Consider the following 24763-nt stretch of genomic DNA (forward strand, 5'->3'; position numbering starts at 1 on the left):
CGTCCCGATCGGTCTAGAAGAGTGAGTGGCCGCCGTCGATGGACAGCGTCTGGCCGCTGACCCAGCCGGCCGCCGGGACGGCGAAGAACAGCACCCCGCGCGCGATGTCGTCGGGCGTCCCGGTGGCCCGGACGGCGATCCGCTCCAGCAGCGCCTGCTGGCCGTCGGGGCCGTAGCTCTCCCACTGCGCCCGGGTCGTGGGGTTGGACAGCACGAAGCCCGGGGCGATGCAGTTGACGGTGACGCCGTGCGGGCCGAGCTCGTGGGCCATCTGCCGGGTGAACCCGATCTGCGCGGCCTTCGCCGAGGCGTAGGCCTGGATGCCGGTCAGGCTCACGCTGCGGCCGGCGCCGGAGGAGATGACGACGATCCGGCCGAACCCGCGGCGCTTCATGGTGCGGGCCGCGGCGCGGGTGCAGTTCATCGTCGTGCGCAGGTTGGCGTCGACCACGGCGTCCCAGGCGTCGTCGGTGAGCTCGTCGATCGGGACGTGCGTCTGGCCGGTGACCCCGCCGGCGTTGTTGACCAGGACGTCGACGTCGCCGACGGAGGCGAAGAACTGCTCGACCTCGGCGGTCACCGACAGGTCCACGGTGTCGCGGTCGACCTCGTGCACGGTGGCCCCGGCCGCGCGCAGCGTGCCGGCGATCGCCTGCCCGATGCCCTGCGCGGTGCCGGTGACCACGGCGACCCTCCCGTCCAGCTCACCCATCGCCGTCCTCCTCCTCGTCGTCGTCCTCGACCTCGGCGGGCTCGGGCCCGGCGCGGAAGGCGCGGTGGATGACCACCGACTCCTCCCACTGCCGCATCCGGTCCAGGCCGGCGGTGCCGACCTTCTGGAACACGCCCTCGACCAGGGCCTCGACCAGCACGACGAGGCCGGCGAAGGAGTCGAAGGGGACGCCGTCGACCGGCACCGGCAGGACGACGTCGGCGTCGTCGGCGGCCGGGGAGAGCTCCTCGTCGGTGATCACCAGGACCGCGGCGCCCTGCTGCCTGGCCAGCGCGGCCAGCCGCTTGGCCGGCAGCTCGTGCCGGCGCAGGTCGAAGATGACGGCGACGGAGTCCCGGCCCATCGACAGGTAGCGGCCGATGTCGCGGCCCAGCGGCTCGTGGGCGAGCTCGACGCCGGGCACCAGCTGGTCCAGCTGCAGCGCCAGGATCTGCCCCACGAAGCGGGAGAAGTAGCCACCGCTGACCACGATGCTGCGGGCCGGGGTGGCCAGCAGCGTGACCGCGGCGTCGAACTCGCTCGGCGGGACGGTCGCCGCCAGCCCCTCGACCAGCCCGAGCCGCTGGGTGAGCGAGCGCTGGAACAGCGTCCCGTCCCCCTCGCCGGTGAGCCGGTCGGCGGCCCGGCTGACCGGTGAGCTGAGCCGCTGGGTGACCTCCTCGCGCAGCCGCTCCTGGAACTCCGGGTAGCTGCCGAAGCCGATCCGGGCCACCAGCCGCAGCACCGTCGGCGTGCTGGTGCCGGCCGTGCGGGCCAGCGTCGCCGCGCTGGCCAGCCCCGCGCTCGGGTAGTTGGCCAGCAGCGAGCGGGCGACCTTCTTCTCCGCCGGCGTCAGCTCGTCCATCCGGTCGAAGACCTCGTCCCGGATGGCGGTCATCCGTCCTCCCCCGTGTGCACGCCCGGCCCGCTCAGCTGTGGACCACGAGGCGGTCACCGTCGTGGTAGGCAGCGAACATCGCCGGGGAGTTGTGCGCGACCACGACCGAGCCGTCGGCGCCGACCGCGATCAGCCCGCCGGTGGCCGCCCGCGGGGCGAGCTCGGCGGTCACGGTGTCGGTGATCGCCTCGGCCAGGCCGACGCCGAGGTAGCGCACCCGGGCGGCGACGTCGTGGGCGACCACACCCTGGATGAACGCCTCGCCCTCGCCGGTGCAGGAGATGGCGCCGATGCCGTCGCGGGCGTAGGTGCCGGCCCCGACGATCGGGGTGTCGCCGACCCGGCCCTCGCTCTGGTTGACCATGCCGCCGGTGGAGGTGGCGGCCGCGACCCGGCCGTGCGCGTCGACGGCGACCGCGCCGACGGTGCCGTGCCGGGAGCCCGCGAGCAGGCCGTCCTGCACCCGGCGCAGCTGCTGCTGGCGGGCCGGCGTCGTGAAGTGGTCGGGGGTCACCGTCTGCAGGTCCCAGCCGGCGATCCGCTCGGCGGTGGGGGCGATCAGCAGCACCGCCGGGGTCTCCTCCAGCACCTTGCGCGCGGCGTGCACCGGGTTGCGGGCGAACTGCGACGCCGCGACCGCGCCGGCCCGGCCCTCCCCGGTCATCACGCAGGCGTCGAGCTCGGCGGTGCCCTCGGAGGTGAGCGCGGCCCCGCGGCCGGCGTTGAACAGCGGGTCGTCCTCCAGGCACGCGACGGTCGCGCAGACGGCGTCCAGCGCGCTGCCGCCGGCGGCCAGCACCGCGGCGCCGGCCCGGTGGGCGGCGGTGAGGCCCTCGGCGTAGGTGCCCGCCTCCTCCAGCGAGAGCTCCTCGACCCGGCCGCCGGCGCCGCCGTGCAGGACGAGCGCCCAGCCGCTGCCCGACGGGGGCACCTGGAACAGCTGCACGGTCACCGGCCACCGGCCTGGCGGGTGATGTAGTTGACGGCGACGAAGGAGCGGAAGACCGCGAGCAGGTCCTCGCCGGAGATCGCCACGGTGCGCTCGGCGACCCGCTCGACGCCGCGCGCCCAGGTGGCCACCTCGGCCATGTCACCGGTCTGCACGTCCAGCTCCAGCGTCGCCGGCCGGGTGATGCCCGGGGTGCCGACGGCGCCGCCGGCGACCCGGCGGGCGGCCTCCTCGGCGCCCTCCCGGATCAGCCGGCAGGACTCGCTCGGGTGCAGGTTCGCCGCGCTGAACCGGGTCAGCGACTCCTTGGTCACCACGTGCACGCCGCCGGGGGCGAACGCAGCGGTCTGCTCCCAGGTGACGGCGTCCCCGGACAGGAACGCGATCGGGACGCCGAAGTGCTCGGCGACCAGGGCGTTGATGCCGCTCTCCCCCACCTCGACGCCGTTGACGCGCGCCGCGGCGAACACCTCGGGGTTGTAGGTGTGGCTCAGCGTGGAGGGCTGCCCGGAGATCGACCCGTGGTAGCCGACGAGGAACGCCGCGTCCACGGTCTCGTCCAGCCCCTGCATCATGTACAGCGGCTTGTGCCGGCCGGCGATGTAGCTGGCGTTGCCGGCCACCGCGCGCGGGTCGAGGTTGGCCATCGTGCCGTGCGAGTCGTTGAGCACGACCTCGGTCGCGCCGCCGGCGATCGCGCCCTCGATGGCGGCGTTGACCTCGGCGAGCATCAGCTGGCAGCCGAGGTCGTAGCGCGCGCCGCCGCTGGGCCGGCACTGGTCCCAGTCGACGATGCCGGCGACGCCCTCCATGTCGAAGCTGATCCAGATCTTCATGCGTGCTCCTGCGGGGCGTTGGGGACGGGGATGGCCGCCAGCTCGTCGGCCTTGAGGCAGGCGCTCTCGTGCGCGCGGCCGACGGTGAGCAGCGGCGGGTCGTTCTGGGTGCAGACCTCGCTGGCCAGCGGGCAGCGCGGGTGGAACCGGCAGCCGGCCGGGACGTCGTAGGGGCTCGGCGGCTCGCCGTCGAGCTCGAAGCCGTCGTTGACGCTGGTCTCGGTCATCCGCGGGATCGAGTCGATCAGCGCCCGGGTGTAGGGGTGCCGCGGTGCGGTGAACAGCTCGGCGGTCTCGGCGACCTCGACGATCCGGCCGAGGTACATGACCGCCACCCGGTCGGCCAGGTGCTGCACGACGGCCAGGTTGTGGGCGATGAACAGGATGCTCAGGCCCAGCTCGGACCGCAGCGTGGCGAACAGCTCGAGGATGGTGGCCTGCACGGACACGTCCAGCGCCGAGACCGGTTCGTCGGCGATGAGCACGTCGGGCCGGACGGCGAGCGCCCGGGCGATGGCCAGCCGCTGCCGCTGACCGCCGGAGAACTGGCTGGGGTAGGCGCCCAGCACGTCCTCCTCCAGGCCCACGAGGTTGAGCAGCCGCACGCTCTCGGCCCGCACCTGCGACCGCGGCACGATCCGGTGCAGCAGCAGCAGCTCGGCGAGCATCTTGCCCACGGTGATCCGCGGGTTCAGCGACGAGTACGGGTCCTGGAAGACCATCTGCACCCGCCGCGAGGACTCCTTGTCCCGCCGGGCCGGCGCCGGCTGCCCGGCCACCGACACGTCGCCGCTGGTCGGGGTGGAGCTGCCGACCAGGATCTTGGCCAGCGTCGACTTCCCCGACCCCGACTCCCCCACCAGCGCGAGGATCTCCCCGGGCCGTAGGTGCAGGTCGATCCCGTCGAGGGCCTTGAGCGCCACCGACGGCCCCGACGTGAGCCGGGACAGCCACGAGCCGTGCCCGCCGTAGCGCTTGGTCAGCGCGCTGACCCGCAGCACCGAGGGCTCGAGGGTGGGGTCCTGCACGGCCGCGCTCATGCCAGCACCTCGTCCAGCCGGTCGCTCTCGAAGCAGGCGGCCAGCCGCCCGGGGGCCACCTCGGCCAGCGGGGGCACGGCCTCGGTGCAGTGGTCGCGGACGTAGCCGCAGCGCGGGGCGAACGGGCACCCCGCAGGCCGGTCGGAGACGTTCGGCGGGAAGCCGGGGATCGGCACCAGCGCCCGGTCGGGCCGGTCGAAGTCGGGGGCGGACTCCAGCAGGCCGCGGGTGTAGGGGTGCCGCGGCTGGCGGAAGGTGTCCTTGACCCGGCCGGACTCCACGATGTGCCCGGCGTACATGACGGCCAGCTCCGAGCAGGTCTGGTTCACCACGGCCAGGTCGTGGGTGACGAAGACCAGCGAGGTGCCGGTGTCGGCGCACAGCCGCTCCAGCAGCCGGAGCACCTGCAGCTGGACGGTGACGTCCAGGGCGGTGGTCGGCTCGTCGCACAGCAGCAGCCGCGGGCCGCACGAGACGGCCATCGCGATCATGATCCGCTGGCGCAGCCCACCGGAGAGCTCGTGCGGGTAGGCCCGGGCCCGGCGGGCCGGGTCGGGGATGCCGGTGCGGGCCATCATCTGCACGGCCAGCTCCCCGGCGGCCCTCGCCGACAGCCCCAGGTGCCGGCGCGGGCCCTCGGCGATCTGGTCGCCGACCCGCATCACCGGGTTCAGCGCCGTCATCGGCTCCTGGAAGATCATCGCGATCTCCGGGCCCATCAGCGCCCGGCGCTTCTTCGCCGGCATCGCGAGCAGGTCGGCGCCGTTGTACTCGATGCCACCGGAGAGCACCTCGACCGGCGTGGGCAGCAGTCCGGCGATGGCGCGCAGGGTCAGCGACTTGCCCGACCCGGACTCCCCCACGATGCCCATCCGCTGCCCGGGGTCGACGTCGAAGGACACGTCCTCGACGATCTGCACCGCGCGGGCGCCGCTGCGGACGCCGACGGACAGGCCCTGCACCCGCAGCAGCGGGACGCCCGCGTGCAGCGGCTGGTGCCCGCTGGCCGTGGCGCCGGCCGGCTGCGCCTGGTCGATCGACATGGTCACTTCCTCCGCTCCGGGGACAACTGGTCCGACAGCCCGTCGCCCAGCAGGGAGAGCCCGAGGCTGGTCACCACGACGGCGAGGCCCGGGATGGTGGCCTGCAGCCACTGGGTGGTGATGAACTCCTGGCCGTCGAGGATCATCGAGCCCCACTCGGCGGTCGGCGGGGCGATGCCCAGGCCCAGGTAGCCGAGGGTGACGATCGCCATGATGTCCATGACGATGTCGCTCATCGCGTAGATGAGGGCCTGGCTGAGCACGTTCGGCCCGATGTGCCTCACCAGGATCCGGGTGTGCGACATGCCGCCCAGGCGGGCGGCGACCACGTAGTCCTGCTTCTTGGCCACCAGCAGCTCGCCGCGCATGATCTTCGCGTAGGAGACCCACGAGACCGCGGCGATGGCCAGGTAGATGCTGCTCTCGCCGGCGCCCAGGATGAACACCAGCGCGATGACCGGCACGTAGAACGGGAAGGCGAAGAACACGTCGACCACCCGCATCACGAGCGTGTCGAACCAGCCGCCGAAGTAGCCGGCCAGCGCGCCGAGCACCGAGCCGACGACGAACGGGATGAGGACGGCGAGGAAGCCGATCCGCAGGTCGACGCGGGCGCCGTAGAGCAGCCGGGTGAGCACGTCGCGGCCGTACTTGTCGGTGCCCAGCCAGTGCGCCGAGCTCGGCGACTGCAGCGCGTTCTGCAGGTCCTGCTGGATCGGGTCGTAAGGCGTGAGCAGCGGGGCGAAGACGGCGGCGAGCACGAGCAGGCCGACGATCACCAGCCCGGTGACGAGCGTGCCGTTGCGGTACCAGGCGCGCAGCGAGCGCGACCGGGCCGGCCGGCGCATCGCCCTGGTCGCGGTCGCGACCGCGACGGTGGTCATGCGCGCTCCTTGCTGGAGAGGTCGACCCGCGGGTCGATGGCGGTGTAGACGACGTCGGTGAGGATCCCGACGACGATGACGAACAGGGCCACGAAGAGGGCCACCGCCTGGATGGTCGGGAAGTCGCGGGTGAAGATCGCGTTGATCATCAGCGAGCCCAGACCCGGGATGGCGAACACCTTCTCGATGACCAGCGAGCCACCGACCAGGTAGCCGAGGTTGACGCCGATGATCGACACGGTCGGGATGGCGGCGTTGCGCAGCACGTGCCCGCGGAACAGCGAGACGCCGGCGGCGCCCTTCGACCGCGCCGTCCCGACGTAGTCCGAGCCGAGCACGTTGATCGTGGAAGCGCGCAGGCTGCGGATCGTCGTCGGGCACATGGCGATGGCCAGGGTCAGCGCCGGCAGGAACAGGAAGTAGGGGTGGTCGGCGGCGGTCAGGCCGTACCCGCCGACCGGGAAGGCGCGGGCCTTCACCGCCAGCAGCAGGATGAGCATGATGCCGACCCAGAACTGGGGCATCCCCTGGCCGAGCAGCGTGAACACCCGGACGGCGAGGTCGCGCCCGCGGCCCGGGGCCGAGGCGGCGATCGCCGCGAGCGGGACGCTGATCAGCAGCGAGAGCACCAGCGCGAAGAACAGCAGCGACAGCGTGATCGGGACGGCGTCGAGCACCAGCTCCGAGACCGGCCGCTGGTAGGTGAGGCTGGTGCCCAGGTCGCCGGTGACCAGGTGCTGCAGGAACAGCAGGTACTGGTCCCACAGCGGCTCGTCGAGGCCGAGCTGGGTGTTGAGCGCCGCCACCCGCTCCGGGGTCGCCGACTGACCGAGGATGGTCAGCGCCGGGTTGCCGGGGAGCAGGTGGACCATGAAGAAGACCAGGACGGTGACCCCGAAGACCACCGGGACCGACTGCAGCAACCTGGCCGGGACGAACCTGAAACGGTCGAGCACGCGCCCACCTCCTGACTCGGGGACTCGCGGGGAGGGGGCCGGGGATCACTGGGTCTTGTAGACCCCGGCGAGCGGGTAGTTGCCGAGCGGCGTGACCTGGAAGCCCTGCACCTTGGTGCTCATGGCGTAGGCGTACGGCGAGTAGTAGAGGTAGGCCGCGAAGCTGTCCTCGGCGACCTGGCTCTGCAGCTGCTCGTACAGGTCGGCGCGCTTGGCGTCGTCGGTCTCGGCCTGCGCCTGCTTGTTCAGCGCCACGACCTCGGGGTTGTCGTAGTAGGTGTAGGCCGAGTGCGAGCCGCCCTCGGGGTCCACCGCGAACGACGTCCACTGGTCGGGGTCCGGGATGTCCATCGTCCAGCCGCTGATGATCATGTCGAAGTCCCCGGCGTTGCGGGCCTGCTTGACCGCGGTCGGGTCCAGCGTCTTGATCTCCAGCTGGATCCCCAGCTCGCTCAGCTGGGCCTGCATGATCTGGGCGACCGAGGCCTGGTTCGGGTCACCGGCGTTGATCAGGATGCTGGTGGCGAAGCCGCCCGGCTGCGAGGACTGCGCGAGCTCGGCCTTGGCCTTCTCCAGGTCCAGCTGCGGGGCGTCGGGGTTGGCGGCGTAGAACGGCGTCCCCGGGGAGAGCAGCGAGTCCGCGGCCTGGCCGTTGCCGTACAGCACGGTCTTGACCATCGACTCGCGGTCGATGGCGTAGCTGATCGCCCGGCGCACGTGGACGTCCTCGAAGGGCGTCTTCTGCTGGTTGAAGGCGACGTAGTCGATGCGCGTGGAGGGGAAGGCCGTGGCGGTGACGCCTGGGGCGGTCTTCAGCGACTCGAAGCTGGACCAGTCCGGGAACTCGTCGATGTCGACCTGGCCGCCCTGCACCTGCAGCTTGCGGGTGTTGGCGTCGGGGACGACGGTCCAGGTGACGCTGTCGAGGTACGGGCCGTCCTCACCCCAGTAGTCGGGGTTCTTGGTCAGCTTGAGGTACTGCCCCTGCTTCCACTCGTTCCACAGGAACGGGCCGGTGCCGACGGGGGCCTCGTAGAACTCCTCGACGGTCTTGCCGCCGTAGTCGGCCGGGATGACGCCGTTGCTGAACAGTGCCAGGTCGGCCAGCAGCGGGGCCCAGGCGTACTTGAGCGTGATGGTGACGGTCGAGTCGTCGGTGGCCTCGACGGTGTCGATGGCGGCGTTGACGAAGCCCCAGCCGTCGGCGCCGGTCTTGGTGTTCTCGTCGATCGAGAACTTCACGTCCTTCGCCGTCATCGGGGCGCCGGTGGAGAACGTCACGCCCTGCCGCAGCTTGATCGTGTAGGTGAGCTTGTCGTCGGAGACGGTGTAGTCGGTGGCCAGCAGCGGCTGCACCTCGCTGCCGTCCTCGCTGACGGTGAACAGCGGCTCCATGATCTGCTGCATCACGTAGATCGAGTTGTTGTCGAACGTCGTGGTCTTGTCCATCGCCAGGATGTCCGCGGCGCGGGCGATGGTCAGGTCGCCGCCCTCCACGGGGCCGGAGCCGGCTGCTGTGCCGGTGGAGCTGGTGGAGCCACCGCCGCAGGCGGTGAGCGCGACCGCGGCGGTCACCGCGATCCCTGCGGACCTCAATCGGGTTGCACGTGTCATGGACTGCCTCATCGTTCGGACCGCCGCAGCGGGTGGGTGGGGACTTCCGGGACAGCGGAGCACCGTTCCGCCGTCCGGCCGGGCGTGCTCGAGACCGGTCGGGACGGCGCGGGAGGTGCCGCGGGAGCCGTCGCGAGCGGCGTCCCTCGGCTGTAGTGATCGTTACAGTAGGAGGCGGACATTACCCCGTTGTTACGTTTGGAAAGTGACCTGGCGCACGCTTTCGTTGCCGGATCGCAACCTGCACGATGCGGTCGTGGACCGGACGACCTTGACGCTCGACGACCTGCCCGGACCGCCCGTCGAGGTGCCCTACGCCTCGGTGACCGGCGGCAACGCCGGCCCGCACCTGACCGTGGTCGCCGGCGTGCACGGCGCGGAGTACACGGGGATGGCGGCGCTGCTGCGGCTGATCGCCACCCTGGACGCCCGCCGGCTGCGGGGGCGGCTGACCGTGGTGCCGGTGCTCAACCAGCCGGCGTTCTGGGCCCGGACGCCGTTCGTCGTCCCGGTCGACGGGGCGAACCTGAACCGCAGTTTCCCCGGCGACCCGGCCGGCTCTTACACCGAGGCGCTGGCGCACGGGCTGTTCGAGGCGTTCATCCGGCCCACCGACGTGCTGGTCGACCTGCACGCCGGCGACCTGCCCGAGGCGCTGGAGCCGTTCTGCCTGTACGAGGAGTCGCCGGTGCAGGAGCAGTCCCGCGCGCTCGCGCTGGCCTACGGCACCGGCCACGTCGTCCGGCAGTCGCGGGCGGCGCGCACGGTCGGCGGCAGCACCAGCGCGGCGGCCGCCGACATCGGCGTCCCGGCGATCACCGCCGAGATCGGCGCGAACGGCATCTGCGACCCGGCGTCGGTCGCCGGCCACCTGCAGGGGGTGCTCAACGTGCTGGCCTCGCTCGGGATGCTGCCCGGTGACGTGGCCGTCCCCGTCGCGGCCCCGGTCGAGCACGAGGGGTGGGTGTGGCTGCGCAGCCCGGTCCGCGGCTTCTGGCAGGCGGCGGTGGCGGTGGGCGCGGACGTGCGCACCGGCGACGTCCTGGGCGTGCTGCTGGACCCGTGGGGCGCCGAGCTGCACCGGGTGGTGGCGCCGGCTGACGGCGTCCCGCTGTTCCTCACCTCCAGCCCGGCGGTGGACGCCGACGGGCTGCTGCTGGGGCTCGCCCGCGCCTGAGAGGGTGCCGGTCATGCGCATCCGCTCCGTCTCCGTCGTCGACGTCGCCGCCCGCCGGACGGTCCCCGACCAGCTGCTCGCCTGGGACGGCGACGTGCTCACCACCGTGGGCCCCGACGACGACGGCCCGCTGGAGGCCGGGGACGTCGACGGGCGGGGGCTGTTCGCGCTGCCGGGGCTGATCGACTGCCACGTGCACGTGACGTCGCTGTCGGCCGACGAGTGGGCCGACTCCGGACACCCGGCCAGCTACGTCGCCGCGCACGCCACCCGGGCGCTGGCGGCGATGGTGCGGCGCGGCTTCACCACCGCGCGGGACGCCGGCGGCGCGGACGCCGGGCTGGCGCGCGCGCTGGACGAGGGCGTGCTGACCGGCCCGCGGCTGTCCACCTGCGGCAAGGCGCTGTCCCAGACCGGCGGGCACGCCGACCTGCGCCCGCGCGGGCGGGAGCTGTGGGACGCCCACCCCGACGTCCCGGGCATCGGCCGGATCGTCGACGGCGGCGACGAGGTGGCGCGGGCGGTGCGCGAGCAGGGCCGGCGCGGGGCGACGTTCGTGAAGCTGATGCTGTCCGGCGGGATCACCAGCCCGGCCGACCGGGTCGACGGCGTGCAGTTCTCCGACGCCGAGATCCGGGCCGCCGTCGAGGAGGCCGACCGGCTGGGCCTGTACTGCGCGGGGCACGCCTACGCCGGGGCCGCGGTGCAGCGGGCGGTGCGGCTGGGCGTGCGCACGATCGAGCACGGCAACCTCATCGAGACCGCCGACGCCGAGCTGATGGCCGAGGCCGGCACGTTCCTGGTGCCGACGCTGAGCGCCTACGCGGTGCTGGCCGAGCGCGGACTCGAGTTCGGCCTGCCGGCCGACAGCATGACCAAGCTGGCCGCGGTGGCCGACCGGGGCGCCGCGGCCGTGCGCACCGCCGCCGCGGCCGGGGTGCGGATCGCGCTGGGCACCGACCTGCTCGGCCCGATGGCCGCCGAGCAGAACCGCGAGTTCACCCTGCGGGCCGCGGTGCAGTCGTCGTGGGAGGTGCTGGAGAGCGCCACCCTGGTGGGCGCCGAGCTGCTCGGGCAGGCCGGCCGGCTGGGCGTGCTGGCGCCGGGGGCGGCCGCCGACGTCCTGCTCTGCCGCACCGACCCCTCGGTCGACGTACGGGTGCTGTCGCGGCCGGAGGAGACGCTGGCGACGGTCGTCAGCCGCGGCCGGGTGGTCGCCGGCTGACCGGCCTCCCGCTCGGCGGGGCAGACGGCCTTGCGCCGCACCTGGCTCGCCGGCTCGGTGCTGTTCACGGCGGCACCCTGGCCAGCTGACGGGACGATCCCGTACCGGTTTCCCGCGCGCGCCGCCGCCGTCGTCGGCCCCGGACCTGCCACGCTCGCCCGCACGCTCGAGCGGAGGTGCACCGATGACGCAGCTGACCGTCTCCCCCGGCACGCGTGCGGCGGCCGGCCCCGTGCTGGCGGTCGCCGGCGGGCTGGTCACCGGCGGGTTCGCCGCCTGGGCGTACTACGGCGAGGCGTTCCGGCCGCTGGCGCACAGCTTCGGGCTGTGGATCGCGCTGCTGGCGCTGCTCAGCGCCCGGCGCCCGGTGCGCGAGGCGGTGCTGCGGTCGGTGCTGGCGCTGGCAACCGCAGTCGTGGCGTTCTACGTCGGCAAGGACGTCATGTACGGGATCGAGTACCCCGGGCAGCCGTACGCGGTGGACCTCGGCGAGCTCGTCCAGTGGCTGGTGCTGTCGGTGGTCGCCGGCTCGCTGCTCGGCTGGGCGTTCCGCCGGATCGGCCGCCCAGGGCACGCCGGCGCCGCCTCGACCGCCGCGGCGCTGGGACTGCTGCTCGCCGACGCCTACCGCCGCAGCTCGAACTACCCGGCGGACGCCGTCGTGGTGGTCGGCTTCGCCGTGCTGGCCGCCGTCGCGGTGCTGGCGGTCGCCGTCCGCTCGCCGCGGCAGCTCGCCGAGGTCGCCCTCTGGACGGTGCCGGCGGCAGCCGCCGGCTGGGTGCTCGTCTCGGCTCCCGACCTCCTCGAGCAGCTGCTGATCACCGGCTCCCTCTGACCCAGGCGGACGCCTCTCCCCCGGCCGCCCGGCCGCACCAACGAGGCGGCGAGCCGTTCAGGTCAGGAGGGAGCCGATCAGGATCTCGGTGCCGTCGGGTCTCCAGGTGCGCCAGCGGTGCCCCGGCGGCGCGCCGTCGTCGCGCTCGACCCGGAACCCGTGGTGGACCTTGGTGTGGTGCCGCTCGCAGAGCAGCGCGGAGTTATCCAACGACGTCTCGCCGCCGTTGATCCACTCGACGAGGTGGTGGACGTCGCACCAGTGCGTCGGCGCCCCGCACCCGGCGAACACGCAGTGCCCGTCCCGGTTCTCCACCGCCCGGCGCAGGTGCGACGGCACCACCCGGTGGGTGCGACCCACGTCCAACGGCAACCCGTCGGGCCCCAGCACGATCCGGGTGACCGTCGCGTCACACGCCACCCAGCGGGCCCGCGCCGCCGACAGCGTCGCGCCGAACCCGGTCCGAGCGGCGTCCGGGCCGGTGGACGGGTCGACGAGGTCCTCCAGGTCGACGGTGATCACGACGTGCGGCTTGACCGTCCGCAGCACCGGCAGGCTCCCGCCGGCGAGCTGGTTGTCGGCCAGCTGCACGAGGGCATCGGCATTCTGCTGGCTCCGGGTGCGGGTGTCGCCCTTCGGGCGGTCGGCCTGCACGATCGACTCGAGGGCAGCCTGCACCTTCTCCCCACCCACCGCATCCAGGTCGAACCGACCCGTGACGCTGCCATCAGCGTGCTTCGCGATCGACAACCGCCGCCCCTCGGTCGGGTCCGGTTCGGCGCCGTCGGGATCGAGTGCGGCCTCGAAGGCCCGCACCGCGACGACCAGCGTCTGATGCGGCGCCTCGGCTGCCACGGTCGTCCATGCCTCGTCGAACGGCGCCAGGTCGATGCCCTGCTCCTCGGCTCGGGCCCGTTCCGTCGCGCCGACCGCGTGGGCCACCACGTCCACCTGCCCCGCGCTCACGGCACCCTCGGCGAACCCGTTCGCCAGCACCGGGAAGTGCTCCAGCACCCGTCCCGACCGCACGATCCGCGACGCCTCCGCTGGTGCGAGCCGAGCGCGCCCGACCAGCCACGACCGCATCGTCCTGATGCCGTCGTGCTCCGCGGCCTGTGTCGCCTCTCCGTGCCGCACCGTGCGCGTGAGCTCGGCGCTGGCCCGGTTCACCACCTGCACCAGCAGGGCCACCCGGTCCAGCACCTGACCATCCGACAAGACGTGCAGCTCATCCGTCGCCAGGGCGTCGAGAGCCGACTGCAACTCGCTCACGACACCCCCTCAGCCGTTCGAACAGGTGTACGAATCCTATCCATGACGACCGACCAGAGCAACGCGAAACCGCAGGTCACATGCTCATCCACAGATGTGCCAGACCTCTTGACGCGCAACAGGTCAACCCGATCGGCGACCGGCCGTACGACGTCCCAGACCGCGCGGCAGACTCGCCCGGTGACGACCGACCCGGTGATCTGCTCGGCGAAGGGCTGCCGCGAGCCGGCGGCCTTCCGGCTGATCTGGAACAACCCGAAGCTGCACACCCCCGACCGGGAGAAGGTCTGGGCCGCCTGCGCCCAGCACCGCGACCAGCTCTCCGACCACCTCTCGGTGCGCGGCTTCCTCCGCCGCGTCGACCCCCTGGAGCAGCCCCGGTAGGTTCGCCCGTGCACACGGGAGCCCGGGCGCGGGCTGAGATGGCGGACGTCCCCCGCCGACCGTCCACACCTGATCCGGTTCATGCCGGCGGAGGGAGCTGCCCGATGCTCGCGGCGCGCTTTCACGGAGCCCACCAGCCACTCGCCCTGGACGACGTCCCGGTGCCCGACCCCGGCCCGGACGAGGTGCGCGTGCGGGTGCACGCCGCCGGCGTCTGCGGCACCGAGCTGCACTTCACCGACGGGCTGTACGCCCCGTCCCGGACGCCGATGACGCTGGGCCACGAGGCCGCCGGCGTGGTCGACGCGGTCGGCGCCGACGTCACCGGCTGGGCGCCCGGCGACCGGGTGGCCGTGTACTACTACCTGTTCTGCGGCCGCTGCCGCTGGTGCCTGCGCGGCCGGCAGAACCTGTGCCTGGCCCCGCGCGGCGTCCTGGCCTTCGCCGCCGACGGCGCGTTCGCCGAGCAGCTCGTCGTCCCGGCGCACTGCCTGGTCCGGCTGCCCGATGCGGTGTCCTTCGACGCCGCGGCACCGCTGTGCTGCGCGGGGACGACGGCGGTGCACGCGCTCACCGAGGCTGCGGTCGAACCGGGTGAGGTGGTCGTGGTGCTGGGCAGCGGCGGCGTCGGGTTGGCCGTCGTCCAGGACGCACGCCGGCGCGGGGCGACCGTGATAGCGGTCAGCCGCGACGCCGCCCGCCGCGAGGCCGCGCTGCGCTCCGGCGCCACCGCCGCGGTCACCCCCGGCGAGACCGCTGACGCGGTGGCCCGGCTCTCGGGCGGGCAGGGCGCGGACGTCGTGGTCGAGCTGGCCGGGGTGACGGCGACCCTGGAGCTGGCCACGAGCGTGCTCGGGCGGCGCGGGCGGCTCGTGCTCGTGGGCTACAGCGCCGACCCCCTCACCGTCAGCCCGCTGGGGATGGTGGTCGCCGAGCAGCGCGTGATCGCCAGCGTCGGCAACACCCTGGCCGAGCTGGAGACCGCCGTCTCGCTGGCCGCCACCGGCCAGCTGAGCCCGCCGGTCGCGGCGACGATGCCGTTGTCCCAGGTCAACGATGCGCTCGACCGTCTTCGAGCCGGCGAGGTGACCGGCCGGCTGGTCCTGCACCCCTGACCCTTCGGGGGGCCGTGCAACCATCGACCCCCGTGGCCCGACGCAACAGCAAGGCCGACCCGCTCCCCCGCGAGGTCGGCGTCCTGGCGATCGTGGCCTTCGTCGTCGCGCTCGGCTTCGGTGTCGTGGCCCCGGCCATCCCGCTCTTCGTCCGCGACTACGGCGTCGGGACGACGGCCGTCGGCTTCGCGATCAGCGCGTTCGCCTTCTTCCGGTTCGTCTCGGCGTTCGGCGGCGGGGCGCTGGTCGAGCGGGTCGGTGAGCGGGTGGTGCTCGCCGCCGGGCTCGGGATCGTCGCGGTGACCAGCGGGCTGGCGGGGCTGGCCGGCAACTTCCCGCTGTTCGTCGCGCTGCGGGCGGCCGGCGGCATCGGCAGCGCGATGTTCACCGTGGCCGCGCTGTCGCTGCTGCTGCGCACCTCACCGGCGGCCTCCCGCGGCCGGGCCGCGGCCACGTACCAGGGCGGCTTCATCCTCGGCGGCATCGCCGGCCCGGCCGCCGGCGGCTTCCTCGCCGAGATCTCCCCCCGGGTGCCGTTCTTCGTCTACGCCGCGTTCCTGCTCGTCGCCGGCAGCGTCGCGCTGGTGCTGCTGCGCCCGGCGGCGCTGCCGCCGGCCGACCCGCCGGTCACGCCCGCCGTCGACCAGGGCGGGGGCGGCGAGCCCTCCACCGCCGCGGTGCCCCCACCCGGCACGGACGGCGGTGGGCTGCGCGCGGCGCTGCGCTCGCGGGCCTACCTGGCCGCGCTCGTGGCCAACCTCGGCGTCGGGTGGGTGCTGTTCGGGGTGCGCAACTCCCTGGTGCCGCTCTACGTGACCGAGGAGCTGGGCAAGACCGTCGCCTGGGCCGGCGCAGGCCTGCTCGCCGGGTCGGTGGCCCAGGCCCTCGGGCTGCTGCGCGCCGGGCGGCTGTCGGACACCTGGGGACGCCGGCCCTCGCTGCTGGTGGGCACCGGGCTCGCGACCACGTCGATCGCCGTCCTGGTGCTGCCGCCGGCCACGGGCGTCTTCCTGCTGGCGATGGCCACCTTCGGGCTGGGCGCCTCGTTCCTGGCCAGCGTGCCCGCCGCGATCGTCGGCGACGTGAGCCCGGCCAAGGGCGGCAAGGCGGTGGCTGTCTTCCAGATGGTGGCCGACCTGGGCGCCGTGGCCGGCCCGCTGGCCGCCGGCTGGCTCACCGACACCTATTCCTTCCAGGTGGCCTTCGCCGTCAGCGCGGGCGTGCTCGGCCTGGGGCTGCTCGCCGCGCTGGCGATGCCCCGCACCGTCACGCCCGCCTGACCCACCTCACAGCCAGGGCGCCAGGGTGGGCAGCGGGCCGTCGGCCTGCAGCCCGGCGCCGTCGCTGCGGCCGGTGATCCAGGCGGTGACCGCCGGCAGGGTGCCGGCCACGGCCAGCGCGCCGGTCCCCCACTCGCGGTCGCCGGCGAACAGCGCCACGTCGGGGACGGTGTCGCGGGCGTCCCACTGGCGGAACACGTCGTCGACCACCGCGGCCAGCACGTCGTCGGGGACGTCGGCGAACCCGATCCCGGCGTCGAGGTCGATCGCGTGCACCCACACCTCGCGGGCCCGCAGCCAGGGCAGGTCGGCGGCGGGGACGACGTGTCCCTCGCCGGTGCGCACCTGCGCGCTCCACACGTCGTCCGGCACCGCACGCACCGTCTCGGCCAGCCGCTGGGTCGCGGCCAGCACCGCGGCACGCAGCTCCGCCGGCGGCAGGCCGGCGAGGTCGTCGGCCACCTGCTGGGCGACGCCGGTGCGGGCCTCGGTCAGGTGGGCGGCCAGCGCGTCCGCGCCGTGCGCCACGTGGGCCAGCACCTGCGCGCGGGTCCACCCGGGCAGCAGCGACGGACCGTCGAACTCCTCGTCGGTGAGCCGCCCCAGCGCCGTCCCGAGGTGCTCCTCCCCTCGTCGCCACCGGTCCAGCTGCTCGGTCGGCGCGGTCATCGGGTCTCCTCGGGTCGCGGGGCGGGACGCCTCCACCCTGCCGCCTGCGACCGGTCGCGGCGAGCGGAGCCCGCGCGGCTTCCGGTGGCGGGTGCGAAGGGGTTGGATGGAGGTGCCACCGGGAGCGGCCCCACCGGGCGCCCGCCCCGGCGGCCCCAGACCGGAGGTGCCGTGCCCGCTCGCCCCGTCCTGCTCACCGTCGACGACGACCGCACGGTCAGCCGCGCCGTCGCCCGCGACCTGCGCCGCCACTACGGCGACCGCTACCGCGTGGTGCGCGCCGAGAGCGGCGCCGACGCCCTGGCCGCGCTGCGCGAGCTCACCGCCCGCGGTGAGCTCACCGCGCTGCTGCTGGCCGACCACCGGATGCCCGGCATGACCGGCGTCGAGTTCCTCGAGCAGGCCATGGACCTGGTGCCCGGCGCGAAGCGGGTGCTGCTCACCGCGTACGCCGACACCGACGCCGCGATCAGGGCGATCAACGACGTCGACCTCGACCACTACCTGCTCAAGCCCTGGGACCCGCCGGAGGAGCAGCTCTACCCGGTCCTCGACGAGCTGCTGGAGCAGTGGTCGCGCGCCACCCCCGCGCCGTTCGAGGGCCTCACGCTGCTCGGCCACCAGTGGTCGCCGGAGACCCAGGAGCTCAAGGAGTTCCTGGCCCGCAACCAGGTGCCCTACCGGCACCTGCAGGGCGAGGACGCCGCCGCCATCCGCACCGCCGCCGGGCTGGAGGACGACGCCGCGCTGCCGGCCACGGTCCTGCCCGACGGCACCGTGCTCAGCCGCCCGTCGCTGCGCGAGGTGGCCACCCGCTGCGGGCTGGCCACCACCGCCGGCAGCCCGTTCTACGACGTCGTCGTGGTCGGCGCCGGCCCCGCCGGGCTCGGCTCGGCGGTGTACGCCGCCAGCGAGGGGCTGCGCACGCTGCTGGTCGAGCGCACCGCCACCGGCGGGCAGGCCGGGCAGTCCAGCCGGATCGAGAACTACCTCGGCTTCCCCCAGGGCGTCTCCGGCGCCGAGCTCGCCCAGCGGGCCCGCGACCAGGCGGTCCGCTTCGGCGTCGAGGTGCTCACCGCCAGCGAGGTCACCGCGATCACGCCCAACGGCGACGGCCGGGCGCTGAGCTTCGCCGACGGCAGCCAGGTCACCGCGCACGCCGTCGTCCTGGCCACCGGGGTCTCCTGGACCCGGCTGCCGGCCCGCGGCGCGGAGGACTTCGCCGGCCGCGGCGTCTACTACGGCGCCGCCGCGCACGAGGCCGCCGACTGCCAGGGCGAGGAGGTCTACGTCGTCGGCGCGGCCAACTCGGCCGGGCAGGCGGCGCTGCACTTCGCCAAGTTCGCCAGCCGGGTCGTGCTGCTGTGCCGCGGCACCGACATCCGGGCCAGCATGTCCGAGTACCTGGTCGCCCGGATCCTGGCCAACTCGGCGATCGAGGTGCTCACCTGCACGCAGGTGGTCGCCGTGGAGGGCACCGACCACGTCGAGCAGCTGGTGCTGGCCAACTCCGCGAACGGGCACACCACGACCGTGCCGGCGTCCCGGCTGTTCGTCTTCATCGGCGCGCAGCCGCCGACGTCCTGGCTCGGCGACGACTTCGCCCGCGACGAGCGCGGCTTCCTGCGCACCGGCCCCTCGCTGCTGGACGCCGAGGGCCGCCCGCCGCGGGGCTGGCCGCTGTCGCGCGCGCCGTACCACCTGGAGTGCTCGGTCCCCGGGGTCTTCGTCGCCGGCGACGTCCGCGCCGAGTCGGTGAAGCGGGTCGCCTCCGCCGTCGGCGAGGGCGCCATGGCCGTCACGCTCGTGCACCGCTACCTGGAGGCCATCGGATGACCGCGACCAGCCCGCAGATCAGCACCGCCGAGCTGCGCACGCTCTTCCTCTTCGAGACCCTGGGCGAGGCGGAGCTGGCCTGGACCGCCGCCCGCGCCGACATCCGGGTGTTCGACGCCGACGTCGTCGTCTTCTCCGAGGGTCAACCGGCCGAGTCGCTGTACGTCCTGCTCGAGGGCGGGCTGCTGCTCACCAAGCACGCCGACGGCGAGGACGTCGTCATCAACGACACGACCCACCGCGGGGCCTACTCCGGGGCGACCCGGGCCTACGCCACCGGCGCCCCGGAGGCCTACCCGACGACGATGCGCACCACCCGGCCCAGCCGGTTCCTGCGGCTGGCCGCCGACGACTTCACCACGCTCGTGCGCGAGCAGTGTCCGATGGCGGTGCACCTGCTCGACGGCCTCTACGAGGGCGTGCGGGCCACCGAGTCGGCGCTGCGCCAGCGGGAGCACCTGGTGCAGCTCGGGCACCTGTCGGCGAACCTGGCGCACGAGCTGAACAACCCCGCGGCCGCGGCGGTGCGGGCCACCGAGCAGCTGCGCGGGCGCACCAGCGCCATGCGGCACAAGCTCGCGCTGCTGGCCGACAGCGGGCTGTCGCCGGAGCTGGTGTCCCGGCTGGTGCGCGCCCAGGACGCCGCGGTCGAGCGCGCGCTCAAGCCGCGTCCCGACCTCACCGCCCTGCAGGAGAGCGACCTCGAGGACGCGATCGCCGAGCGGCTGGTCGAGGTCGGCGTCGAGGAGGCCCAGGCCTACGACCTGGCGCCGGTGTTCGCCGCCGCCGGCATGGACGCGCACTGGGTGGACGACGTCGTCGAGCAGGTCGACTCGGGGCTGGAGTGGTCCGCGGCGTTCGGCTGGCTGCGGTACACGTTGGAGACCGAGACGCTGATGAGCGAGATCGAGGAGGCGGCCACCCGCATCTCCTCGCTGGTCGGCGCGGTGAAGCAGTACTCGCACCTGGACCAGGCCCAGCACCAGGACCTCGACGTCAAGCCCGGGCTGGAGAGCACGCTGGTCATGCTGGCCCGCAAGCTCACCGGCATCCGCGTGCAGCGCGAGTACACCGCCGCCCTGCCCGCGGTGCCCGGCTACCCCGCCGAGCTCAACCAGGTCTGGACCAACCTCATCGACAACGCCGCCGACGCCATGACCCGCGACGGCGTCGCCCGGGGCGTGCTCACCCTGCGCACCCGGGCCGACGCCGACGCGGTGTTCGTCGAGATCGCCGACGACGGGCCGGGCGTTCCCGAGGAGGTGCGCACCCGTCTGTTCGACGCCTTCGTCACCACCAAGTCCGCCGGGAGCGGCAGCGGCCTGGGCCTGGAGAACGCCCGGCGGATCGTGGAGCGCCGGCACGGCGGGTCGCTGAGCTACACGACCGGGCCGGAGGGGACGACGTTCTGCGTGCGCCTGCCGCTGCGCCGGTCGCGGTGACGTGACCGGCTGGCGGGTGGAGGCGGGCGCGGTCTGCCCGCACGCCGACGGGCTGCCACCGGCGCTCGGACCGGCGGAGGCGTGCGAGGACTGCCTGCGCACCGGTGGGCGGTGGGTGCACCTGCGGCGGTGCCTGACCTGCGACCACGTCGGCTGCTGCGACTCCTCGCCGCACCGGCACGCCGCCGCGCACGCCACCGCGACCGAGCACCCGGTGGTCGCCTCGGCCGAGCCCCGCGAGCACTGGGCCTGGTGCTACCCCGACCGGGCCCTGCTCCTCCCCCGTCCCTGACGGCCGGCCGTGTGCGCCCGGCCGCGGCGGGTAGCGGGCGGTGCATGACGCAGACGTTCGTGGACCGGCTCGGGGTGTACGGCACGACGGCCGAGGACGGGACGGCGCGGCTGCGGCTCGACGCGACCGAGGAGCACCTCAACCCCGCCGGCACGCTCCACGGCGGGGTCCTCGCCACGCTCGCCGACACCGCGATGGGGGCGGCGGTGCGCAGTAGCACGGGCGAGCACGACGTCCCGGCGACCAGCCAGCTGACGGTCACCTACCTGCACCCGGGCGCGCCCGGGACCCTGCAGGTGACCGGGCGGGTGGTCACCCAGGGCGAGCACCTCACCGTCTGCGAGGCCGACGTGGAGCAGGACGGCCGCACCCTCGTGCACGCGGTGGCCACCTTCGCGGTGCTCCACCGCTGACCCCGCCCGGGCGGGCGGGGTCGGCTCCGGACTAGGCCGGACGGCGGCCGGCGCGGGTGCGGGCCACCGCGACCTCCTCGGCGGTGAGGGCGTCGGGCTCGCCGCTGCGCCGGGCCGCGGCCTGCGCGTCCAGCCAGGAGACGTGCCGCTCCCAGGCCGAGCGCGGGGTGACCGCGAGGGCCCGCGCGATCCGGGTCCAGTCGGCGCCGCCGCGCAGCGCGGCGGCGATGCCCAGCTGGCGGTTCTCGTGCGCCTTGCGGGCCACGACCTCCCCGAGGGCGAGCAGCTCGAGCGCCTCCTCGGTGTCCAGCTGCGTGTTCGTGCCGGCCTTGAAGCTGGCCCAGTCGTCGTCGTCGTCCGCGCTGTCGTTCGGCGCGTCGACCACCACGTTGTCCCGCCGGCTGAGGAAGTCCAGCCGGGACACCGCCGTCATGAGCGAGAACTCGCGCTCGAGCACATCGGGGGTGGTGGCGACCTCCGGAATCGTCGTCATGACGCCAGTATTGCCTGCAACCACACGGGGTGTGACGCCGTCGTGACATTCATCTCGGAGGTGGGCGGGGTGCTGGCGCTGCGGAGCCGGGTCGGGACGGTGTGTCCCGACCCCGCTCCACGGACGTCAGTCCTGGACCCCGACGGCCTCCTTCGCCAAGGCCGCCAGCCGCGTCTGGACGGCGCTGACGACGCTGGCCCGGGCCTTGTGCGTCTCCTCGTAGCGGATGACCGTGCGCACCTGCTGCGGGTCGGTGAGAGCGCGCACCGCCCGGGCGATCTGGGCGGTCGTCATCGAGTCGTAGCCCTGGATGGGCAGCTCGTCGGCGGTGACGTCGCCCAGCTCCCGGCGGGTGGCGGCCACCGCCTCGGCCGCCGCGGTGTCGCCCTCCCGCTGCGCGATCCGCTCGGCGCGGCGCAGCGAGGCCATCCGGCCCACGGTGAGCGTCTCCCGGACGGCGTCGGTGAGGGCGCCGGCCCGGCCGGTGACGTCGTCGACGACGCCGGTGACGGCGCCCCCGGCCTGACCGCCGGCCTGCTGGACGGAGTCCACGGCCCGGTTGACGGTGTTGGCGGCGAACCGCACCGGCAGGTTGGCCAGCCGGGTCGCCCCGCCCGCGACGCGCTGCAGCGGCGTGGCCCGCAGCGCCGCCGGGCCACCGAGGGCCTCCTCGGCCAGCACCACGGTCAGCCACTCCACGGTGGCGGAGTGGGCGGTGACCAGCCGCTCGGCCAGCGCGTGCACCTGCGGCTGATCGGCGGCCTGGGCCAGCACCTTGAGGTAGGTGGCCCGGTCCAGCAGCTGGTGCTCCAGCTGGAGGTCCTGCAGCAGCGCCTCGTCGATCGGCTCGGCCTGCTCCAGCGTGCCCTTGACCAGGGCGGCGAGCCGGCCGAGCGCCGGGGTGACGACGTCGGTCATCCCGCCGAGCTCGCGCAGCTGCTCGGCGATGGCGGCGCTGCGCTCGCCGGCGTGCTCGGCGTTCTGGGCCAGCTCGCGGCGGACGGCGTCGGTGCGGGCCTGGCCCATCCGGATCCGGGCGATCTGCTGCTCGGTCTGGGTGAGCTGCAGCAGGGCACGGAGCTGGGTGATGAGCGTGGCGGTCTGGGTGGTGGTGGCGGCCATGGGGACTCCAAGGGTGGGGTGCGACCGGGCACCTCCTCCATGCCCCGTCCAGCGGGGGCGCTAACAGGAGCAAGCACACGGCTAGCAGTGAGGGGCGTCACCCCCGCGCGCGCGGGACCACCCCGGGCGGGGTAGGCAGGACGGGCAGGTCGGCCCCGCTCCGCGAAGGCGAGGACAGTGGGCGGTGACTCTGGAGGAGAAGGCAGTGGCGAAGACGACGAGCGACGACCCGCGGGACCCGGATCTGGTGGCGGTCCAGGAGGGCACCGCGGCCGCCGGCGAGATGACCCGCCCGGTGGGGCTGGACCGGGACCGCATCCTCACCGCGGCCATCGCCTTCATCGACGAGAACGGCCTGTCCGCCCTCACCATGCGTCGGCTCGGGGCCGCCCTCGGCGTCGAGGCGATGGCCCTCTACCGCTACGTGCCCGGCCGGGAGGACCTGCTCGACGGCGTGGTCGACCGGGTCGTGGAGACCCTGTTCGACAAGGACGACGGCGACGACATCTACGTCGAGGACCACAACGGCTGGCAGGACTACCTCATGCGGCTGGCGCACGGCGTCCGCCGGATCGCACTGGCCCACCCGTCGGTCTTCCCGCTGGTCGCCAGCCGCCCGCCGGCGGCCCCGTGGGTCCGGCCGCCGCTGCGCAGCCTGCGGATGGTCGAGTCCTTCCTCGGCACGCTGACCGACGCCGGCTTCTCCGACCAGGCCGCGGTCGCCGCGTACCGCGCCTACTCCAGCTTCCTGCTGGGCCACCTGCTGCTCGAGGTCACCCAGATCGGCGCCCAGGTGAGCCTGCTCGACCAGCCCGAGGGCGATCCCGAGGCGCAGGCCCGCACCGACCTGACCCGGTTCCCGGCGCTGCTGCGCACCGAGGAGCTGCTGTCGCTGGACAAGTCGGCCGCGGAGTTCGAGGAGGCCCTGGAGAACCTGCTCGACCGGCTGGAGCGGGTGCTGCACGAGGCCAGGAACTCCGACGGGCACGTCGCCGACCTGGTCTGAGGGTGCGGTCACCGCGAGTGAGCGAGCGGTGACCGATCAGCGCTCCCGGCCACGGCGAGATCGCAGGTCAGGTGCCGCCCGGGGAGAAGTGACAATTCGTGAGCCCGTGATCGTTTACACCGTAAACGGTCGGGCACAGTGCTGTCCGTCGGACGGCGAGCGCGAGTCCGCGCCGTCCACAGACCACCCAGATCCCCCCTGGAGGAGCACTGTGATCACCCAGAACGACATCACCAACATCATCGGCAGCAACGCGGTCGACGCCGACGGCGACAAGCTCGGCAAGGTAGGCCAGGTCTACCTGGACGACCAGACCGGCAGCCCGGAGTGGGCGACCATCAGCATGGGCCTGTTCGGCAGCCAGGAGCACTTCGTGCCGCTGACCGACGCCAGCGTCTCCGGCGGCACCCTCGCCGTGCCGTACCAGAAGGCCAAGATCAAGGACGCCCCCCGCGTCGACGCCGACCAGGGCCACCTCTCCCCCGAGGAGGAGTCGGAGCTCTACCGCTACTACGGCGTGGGCACCGGCACCGCCGGCTACGACACCGACACCACCCGGACGACGGGCACCGACACCACCGGCTACGCCGCCGCGGGCACCGCCGGGATCGACACCGACCGTGACCGCACCACCGGCGTCGGCACCGACACCAACCGCCACGGCACCGTCGGCCACGACACCTCCGGCCCGACGACCGACGACGCCATGACGCGCTCGGAGGAGCAGCTCCGCGTCGGCACGCAGACCGTCGAGGCCGGCCGCGCCCGCCTCCGCAAGTTCGTCGTCACCGAGAACGTCACGACGACCGTCCCGGTCTCCCACGAGGAGGTCCGGATCGAGCGCGAGCCGATCACCGACGCCAACCGCGGCGACGCCTACGACGGCCCGGCCATCTCCGAGGAGGAGCACGAGGTCGTCCTGCACGCCGAGCGCCCCGTGGTCGCCAAGGAGGCCGTGCCGGTCGAGCGCGTCCGCCTGGACGTCGACACCGTCACCGAGCAGCAGACGGTCACCGACACGGTCCGCAAGGAGCAGATCGAGGCCGACACCGACGGCACCGGGGTCGCCGGCACCACCGGCCGCACCGGCCGCGCGGACGACGACCGCAGCCTGACCGAGAAGGCCAAGGACGCCCTCGGTCGCGACAACGACCGTCGCTGACCTCCCCGGGTCACCGCAGCGGTGACCCACCCCGCCGCTCGGTCGGCCGCCAGCGCACCCCGCCGGCGGCCGGCCGACCCGGCGTCACCGGGATCCCGGCACGCACCA

The 24763-nt window shown here is 74.0% G+C and carries 25 protein-coding genes and 1 riboswitch; of the genes, 12 read left to right on the top strand and 13 right to left on the bottom strand.

Annotated elements, in window-relative coordinates; translation table 11 throughout:
- Positions 1-13 precede the first annotated feature (13 nt).
- The 9 genes from ACGBYP_RS18280 to ACGBYP_RS18320 are packed head-to-tail and all read right to left on the bottom strand — an operon-like array spanning position 14 to position 8893.
- Positions 14-712: an SDR family NAD(P)-dependent oxidoreductase gene (locus tag ACGBYP_RS18280; protein ID WP_411586380.1), complete on the bottom strand. Its 699-nt coding sequence runs from the start codon at positions 710-712 to the stop codon at positions 14-16.
- Complete coding sequence (locus ACGBYP_RS18285; RefSeq protein ID WP_411586383.1) at positions 705-1610, bottom strand: MurR/RpiR family transcriptional regulator; 906 nt, start codon at positions 1608-1610, stop codon at positions 705-707. The genes ACGBYP_RS18280 and ACGBYP_RS18285 overlap by 8 nt, the downstream gene beginning before the upstream one ends.
- Positions 1611-1641: 31 nt before the next feature.
- Positions 1642-2562, bottom strand: a complete 921-nt coding sequence (locus ACGBYP_RS18290; protein WP_411586385.1) for an isoaspartyl peptidase/L-asparaginase family protein — start codon at positions 2560-2562, stop codon at positions 1642-1644.
- The gene (locus ACGBYP_RS18295) at positions 2559-3395 is read right to left on the bottom strand and encodes a M55 family metallopeptidase (RefSeq protein WP_411586387.1); all 837 of its coding nucleotides are present in this window, start codon (positions 3393-3395) and stop codon (positions 2559-2561) included. The genes ACGBYP_RS18290 and ACGBYP_RS18295 overlap by 4 nt, the downstream gene beginning before the upstream one ends.
- Positions 3392-4435: an ABC transporter ATP-binding protein gene (locus ACGBYP_RS18300; protein ID WP_411586390.1), complete on the bottom strand. Its 1044-nt coding sequence runs from the start codon at positions 4433-4435 to the stop codon at positions 3392-3394. The genes ACGBYP_RS18295 and ACGBYP_RS18300 overlap by 4 nt, the downstream gene beginning before the upstream one ends.
- Positions 4432-5478: an ABC transporter ATP-binding protein gene (locus ACGBYP_RS18305; RefSeq protein ID WP_411586391.1), complete on the bottom strand. Its 1047-nt coding sequence runs from the start codon at positions 5476-5478 to the stop codon at positions 4432-4434. Before ACGBYP_RS18305 ends, ACGBYP_RS18300 begins: the two co-directional genes overlap by 4 nt.
- Before the next feature lie 2 nt (positions 5479-5480).
- Positions 5481-6362, bottom strand: a complete 882-nt coding sequence (locus ACGBYP_RS18310; protein WP_411586394.1) for an ABC transporter permease — start codon at positions 6360-6362, stop codon at positions 5481-5483.
- Positions 6359-7318 (bottom strand): ABC transporter permease, encoded by a 960-nt coding sequence (locus tag ACGBYP_RS18315; protein WP_411586396.1) that lies wholly within the window; start codon positions 7316-7318, stop codon positions 6359-6361. Before ACGBYP_RS18315 ends, ACGBYP_RS18310 begins: the two co-directional genes overlap by 4 nt.
- Positions 7319-7363: 45 nt before the next feature.
- Positions 7364-8893 carry an ABC transporter substrate-binding protein gene (locus ACGBYP_RS18320; protein ID WP_411586398.1) on the bottom strand — a complete coding sequence of 510 codons (1530 nt, stop codon included), beginning with the start codon at positions 8891-8893 and terminating at the stop codon, positions 7364-7366.
- A 295-nt stretch (positions 8894-9188) separates the two neighbouring features.
- Here ACGBYP_RS18320 and ACGBYP_RS18325 point away from each other — a divergent pair, with 295 nt between their 5' ends.
- The 3 genes from ACGBYP_RS18325 to ACGBYP_RS18335 all read left to right on the top strand — a co-directional run bounded on the left by ACGBYP_RS18325 (position 9189) and on the right by ACGBYP_RS18335 (position 12169).
- Positions 9189-10109, top strand: coding sequence for a succinylglutamate desuccinylase/aspartoacylase family protein (locus ACGBYP_RS18325; RefSeq protein WP_411586401.1), 921 nt, complete (start codon positions 9189-9191; stop codon positions 10107-10109).
- Positions 10110-10122: 13 nt separating this feature from the next.
- On the top strand, positions 10123-11334 hold the full coding sequence (locus ACGBYP_RS18330; RefSeq protein ID WP_411586403.1) for an amidohydrolase family protein: 1212 nt from the start codon (positions 10123-10125) through the stop codon (positions 11332-11334).
- Positions 11335-11518: 184 nt separating this feature from the next.
- Positions 11519-12169, top strand: a complete 651-nt coding sequence (locus tag ACGBYP_RS18335; protein ID WP_411586405.1) for a DUF6518 family protein — start codon at positions 11519-11521, stop codon at positions 12167-12169.
- A 57-nt stretch (positions 12170-12226) separates the two neighbouring features.
- On the opposite strand, the gene ACGBYP_RS18340 is transcribed toward ACGBYP_RS18335, so the two are convergent.
- On the bottom strand, positions 12227-13441 hold the full coding sequence (locus ACGBYP_RS18340; protein ID WP_411586407.1) for a DUF222 domain-containing protein: 1215 nt from the start codon (positions 13439-13441) through the stop codon (positions 12227-12229).
- Positions 13442-13621: 180 nt separating this feature from the next.
- Between ACGBYP_RS18340 and ACGBYP_RS18345 the strand changes: the two genes are divergently transcribed.
- The 3 genes from ACGBYP_RS18345 (at position 13622) to ACGBYP_RS18355 (ending at position 16220) form a co-directional block, all read left to right on the top strand.
- The gene (locus ACGBYP_RS18345) at positions 13622-13825 is read left to right on the top strand and encodes a hypothetical protein (RefSeq protein WP_411586409.1); all 204 of its coding nucleotides are present in this window, start codon (positions 13622-13624) and stop codon (positions 13823-13825) included.
- A gap of 4 nt (positions 13826-13829) precedes the next feature.
- A riboswitch (TPP riboswitch) is annotated at positions 13830-13939 on the top strand.
- Positions 13930-14940 carry an alcohol dehydrogenase catalytic domain-containing protein gene (locus ACGBYP_RS18350; RefSeq protein ID WP_411586412.1) on the top strand — a complete coding sequence of 337 codons (1011 nt, stop codon included), beginning with the start codon at positions 13930-13932 and terminating at the stop codon, positions 14938-14940. Its footprint overlaps the riboswitch before it by 10 nt.
- A 32-nt stretch (positions 14941-14972) precedes the next feature.
- Positions 14973-16220 (top strand): MFS transporter, encoded by a 1248-nt coding sequence (locus tag ACGBYP_RS18355; protein ID WP_411586414.1) that lies wholly within the window; start codon positions 14973-14975, stop codon positions 16218-16220.
- Between the two features lie 6 nt (positions 16221-16226).
- On the opposite strand, the gene ACGBYP_RS18360 is transcribed toward ACGBYP_RS18355, so the two are convergent.
- Positions 16227-16889 carry a maleylpyruvate isomerase family mycothiol-dependent enzyme gene (locus ACGBYP_RS18360; RefSeq protein WP_411586416.1) on the bottom strand — a complete coding sequence of 221 codons (663 nt, stop codon included), beginning with the start codon at positions 16887-16889 and terminating at the stop codon, positions 16227-16229.
- Between the two features lie 171 nt (positions 16890-17060).
- Between ACGBYP_RS18360 and ACGBYP_RS18365 the strand changes: the two genes are divergently transcribed.
- The 4 genes from ACGBYP_RS18365 to ACGBYP_RS18380 are packed head-to-tail and all read left to right on the top strand — an operon-like array spanning position 17061 to position 20872.
- Positions 17061-18725 (top strand): FAD-dependent oxidoreductase, encoded by a 1665-nt coding sequence (locus ACGBYP_RS18365; RefSeq protein ID WP_411586418.1) that lies wholly within the window; start codon positions 17061-17063, stop codon positions 18723-18725.
- Positions 18722-20167 carry a sensor histidine kinase gene (locus ACGBYP_RS18370; protein ID WP_411586419.1) on the top strand — a complete coding sequence of 482 codons (1446 nt, stop codon included), beginning with the start codon at positions 18722-18724 and terminating at the stop codon, positions 20165-20167. The genes ACGBYP_RS18365 and ACGBYP_RS18370 overlap by 4 nt, the downstream gene beginning before the upstream one ends.
- Before the next feature lies 1 nt (position 20168).
- Entirely contained in the window at positions 20169-20459 is a 291-nt protein-coding gene (locus tag ACGBYP_RS18375) for a UBP-type zinc finger domain-containing protein (protein WP_411586421.1), read from the top strand.
- Positions 20460-20503: 44 nt separating this feature from the next.
- Positions 20504-20872 carry a PaaI family thioesterase gene (locus ACGBYP_RS18380; protein WP_411586423.1) on the top strand — a complete coding sequence of 123 codons (369 nt, stop codon included), beginning with the start codon at positions 20504-20506 and terminating at the stop codon, positions 20870-20872.
- Between the two features lie 31 nt (positions 20873-20903).
- Here the strand turns inward: ACGBYP_RS18380 and ACGBYP_RS18385 are convergent, their stop codons facing one another.
- Both ACGBYP_RS18385 and ACGBYP_RS18390 read right to left on the bottom strand, forming a co-directional pair.
- Positions 20904-21365, bottom strand: coding sequence for a hypothetical protein (locus ACGBYP_RS18385; RefSeq protein WP_411586424.1), 462 nt, complete (start codon positions 21363-21365; stop codon positions 20904-20906).
- 126 nt (positions 21366-21491) lie between these two features.
- A complete protein-coding gene (locus tag ACGBYP_RS18390; RefSeq protein WP_411586426.1) occupies positions 21492-22487 on the bottom strand; it encodes a ferritin-like domain-containing protein in 996 nt (331 codons plus the stop codon).
- 205 nt (positions 22488-22692) lie between these two features.
- Here ACGBYP_RS18390 and ACGBYP_RS18395 point away from each other — a divergent pair, with 205 nt between their 5' ends.
- Positions 22693-23493, top strand: coding sequence for a TetR/AcrR family transcriptional regulator C-terminal domain-containing protein (locus ACGBYP_RS18395; RefSeq protein ID WP_411586427.1), 801 nt, complete (start codon positions 22693-22695; stop codon positions 23491-23493).
- A 211-nt stretch (positions 23494-23704) separates the two neighbouring features.
- Complete coding sequence (locus ACGBYP_RS18400) at positions 23705-24655, top strand: DUF2382 domain-containing protein (RefSeq protein WP_411586429.1); 951 nt, start codon at positions 23705-23707, stop codon at positions 24653-24655.
- Positions 24656-24763: the final 108 nt, after the last annotated feature.

Source organism: Modestobacter sp. SSW1-42 (assembly GCF_046635825.1).
Lineage (GTDB): Bacteria > Actinomycetota > Actinomycetes > Mycobacteriales > Geodermatophilaceae > Modestobacter.

What these genes read in the sequence shown, in the direction of transcription:
- ACGBYP_RS18280 (WP_411586380.1), bottom strand. Translation starts at nt 712, where the DNA reads ATGGGTGAGCTGGACGGGAGGGTCGCCGTGGTCACCGGCACCGCGCAG.
- ACGBYP_RS18285 (WP_411586383.1), bottom strand. Translation starts at nt 1,610, where the DNA reads ATGACCGCCATCCGGGACGAGGTCTTCGACCGGATGGACGAGCTGACG.
- ACGBYP_RS18295 (WP_411586387.1), bottom strand. Translation starts at nt 3,395, where the DNA reads ATGAAGATCTGGATCAGCTTCGACATGGAGGGCGTCGCCGGCATCGTC.
- ACGBYP_RS18300 (WP_411586390.1), bottom strand. Translation starts at nt 4,435, where the DNA reads ATGAGCGCGGCCGTGCAGGACCCCACCCTCGAGCCCTCGGTGCTGCGG.
- ACGBYP_RS18305 (WP_411586391.1), bottom strand. Translation starts at nt 5,478, where the DNA reads ATGTCGATCGACCAGGCGCAGCCGGCCGGCGCCACGGCCAGCGGGCAC.
- ACGBYP_RS18310 (WP_411586394.1), bottom strand. Translation starts at nt 6,362, where the DNA reads ATGACCACCGTCGCGGTCGCGACCGCGACCAGGGCGATGCGCCGGCCG.
- ACGBYP_RS18330 (WP_411586403.1), top strand. Translation starts at nt 10,123, where the DNA reads ATGCGCATCCGCTCCGTCTCCGTCGTCGACGTCGCCGCCCGCCGGACG.
- ACGBYP_RS18335 (WP_411586405.1), top strand. Translation starts at nt 11,519, where the DNA reads ATGACGCAGCTGACCGTCTCCCCCGGCACGCGTGCGGCGGCCGGCCCC.
- ACGBYP_RS18350 (WP_411586412.1), top strand. Translation starts at nt 13,930, where the DNA reads ATGCTCGCGGCGCGCTTTCACGGAGCCCACCAGCCACTCGCCCTGGAC.
- ACGBYP_RS18360 (WP_411586416.1), bottom strand. Translation starts at nt 16,889, where the DNA reads ATGACCGCGCCGACCGAGCAGCTGGACCGGTGGCGACGAGGGGAGGAG.
- ACGBYP_RS18370 (WP_411586419.1), top strand. Translation starts at nt 18,722, where the DNA reads ATGACCGCGACCAGCCCGCAGATCAGCACCGCCGAGCTGCGCACGCTC.
- ACGBYP_RS18380 (WP_411586423.1), top strand. Translation starts at nt 20,504, where the DNA reads ATGACGCAGACGTTCGTGGACCGGCTCGGGGTGTACGGCACGACGGCC.
- ACGBYP_RS18385 (WP_411586424.1), bottom strand. Translation starts at nt 21,365, where the DNA reads ATGACGACGATTCCGGAGGTCGCCACCACCCCCGATGTGCTCGAGCGC.
- ACGBYP_RS18390 (WP_411586426.1), bottom strand. Translation starts at nt 22,487, where the DNA reads ATGGCCGCCACCACCACCCAGACCGCCACGCTCATCACCCAGCTCCGT.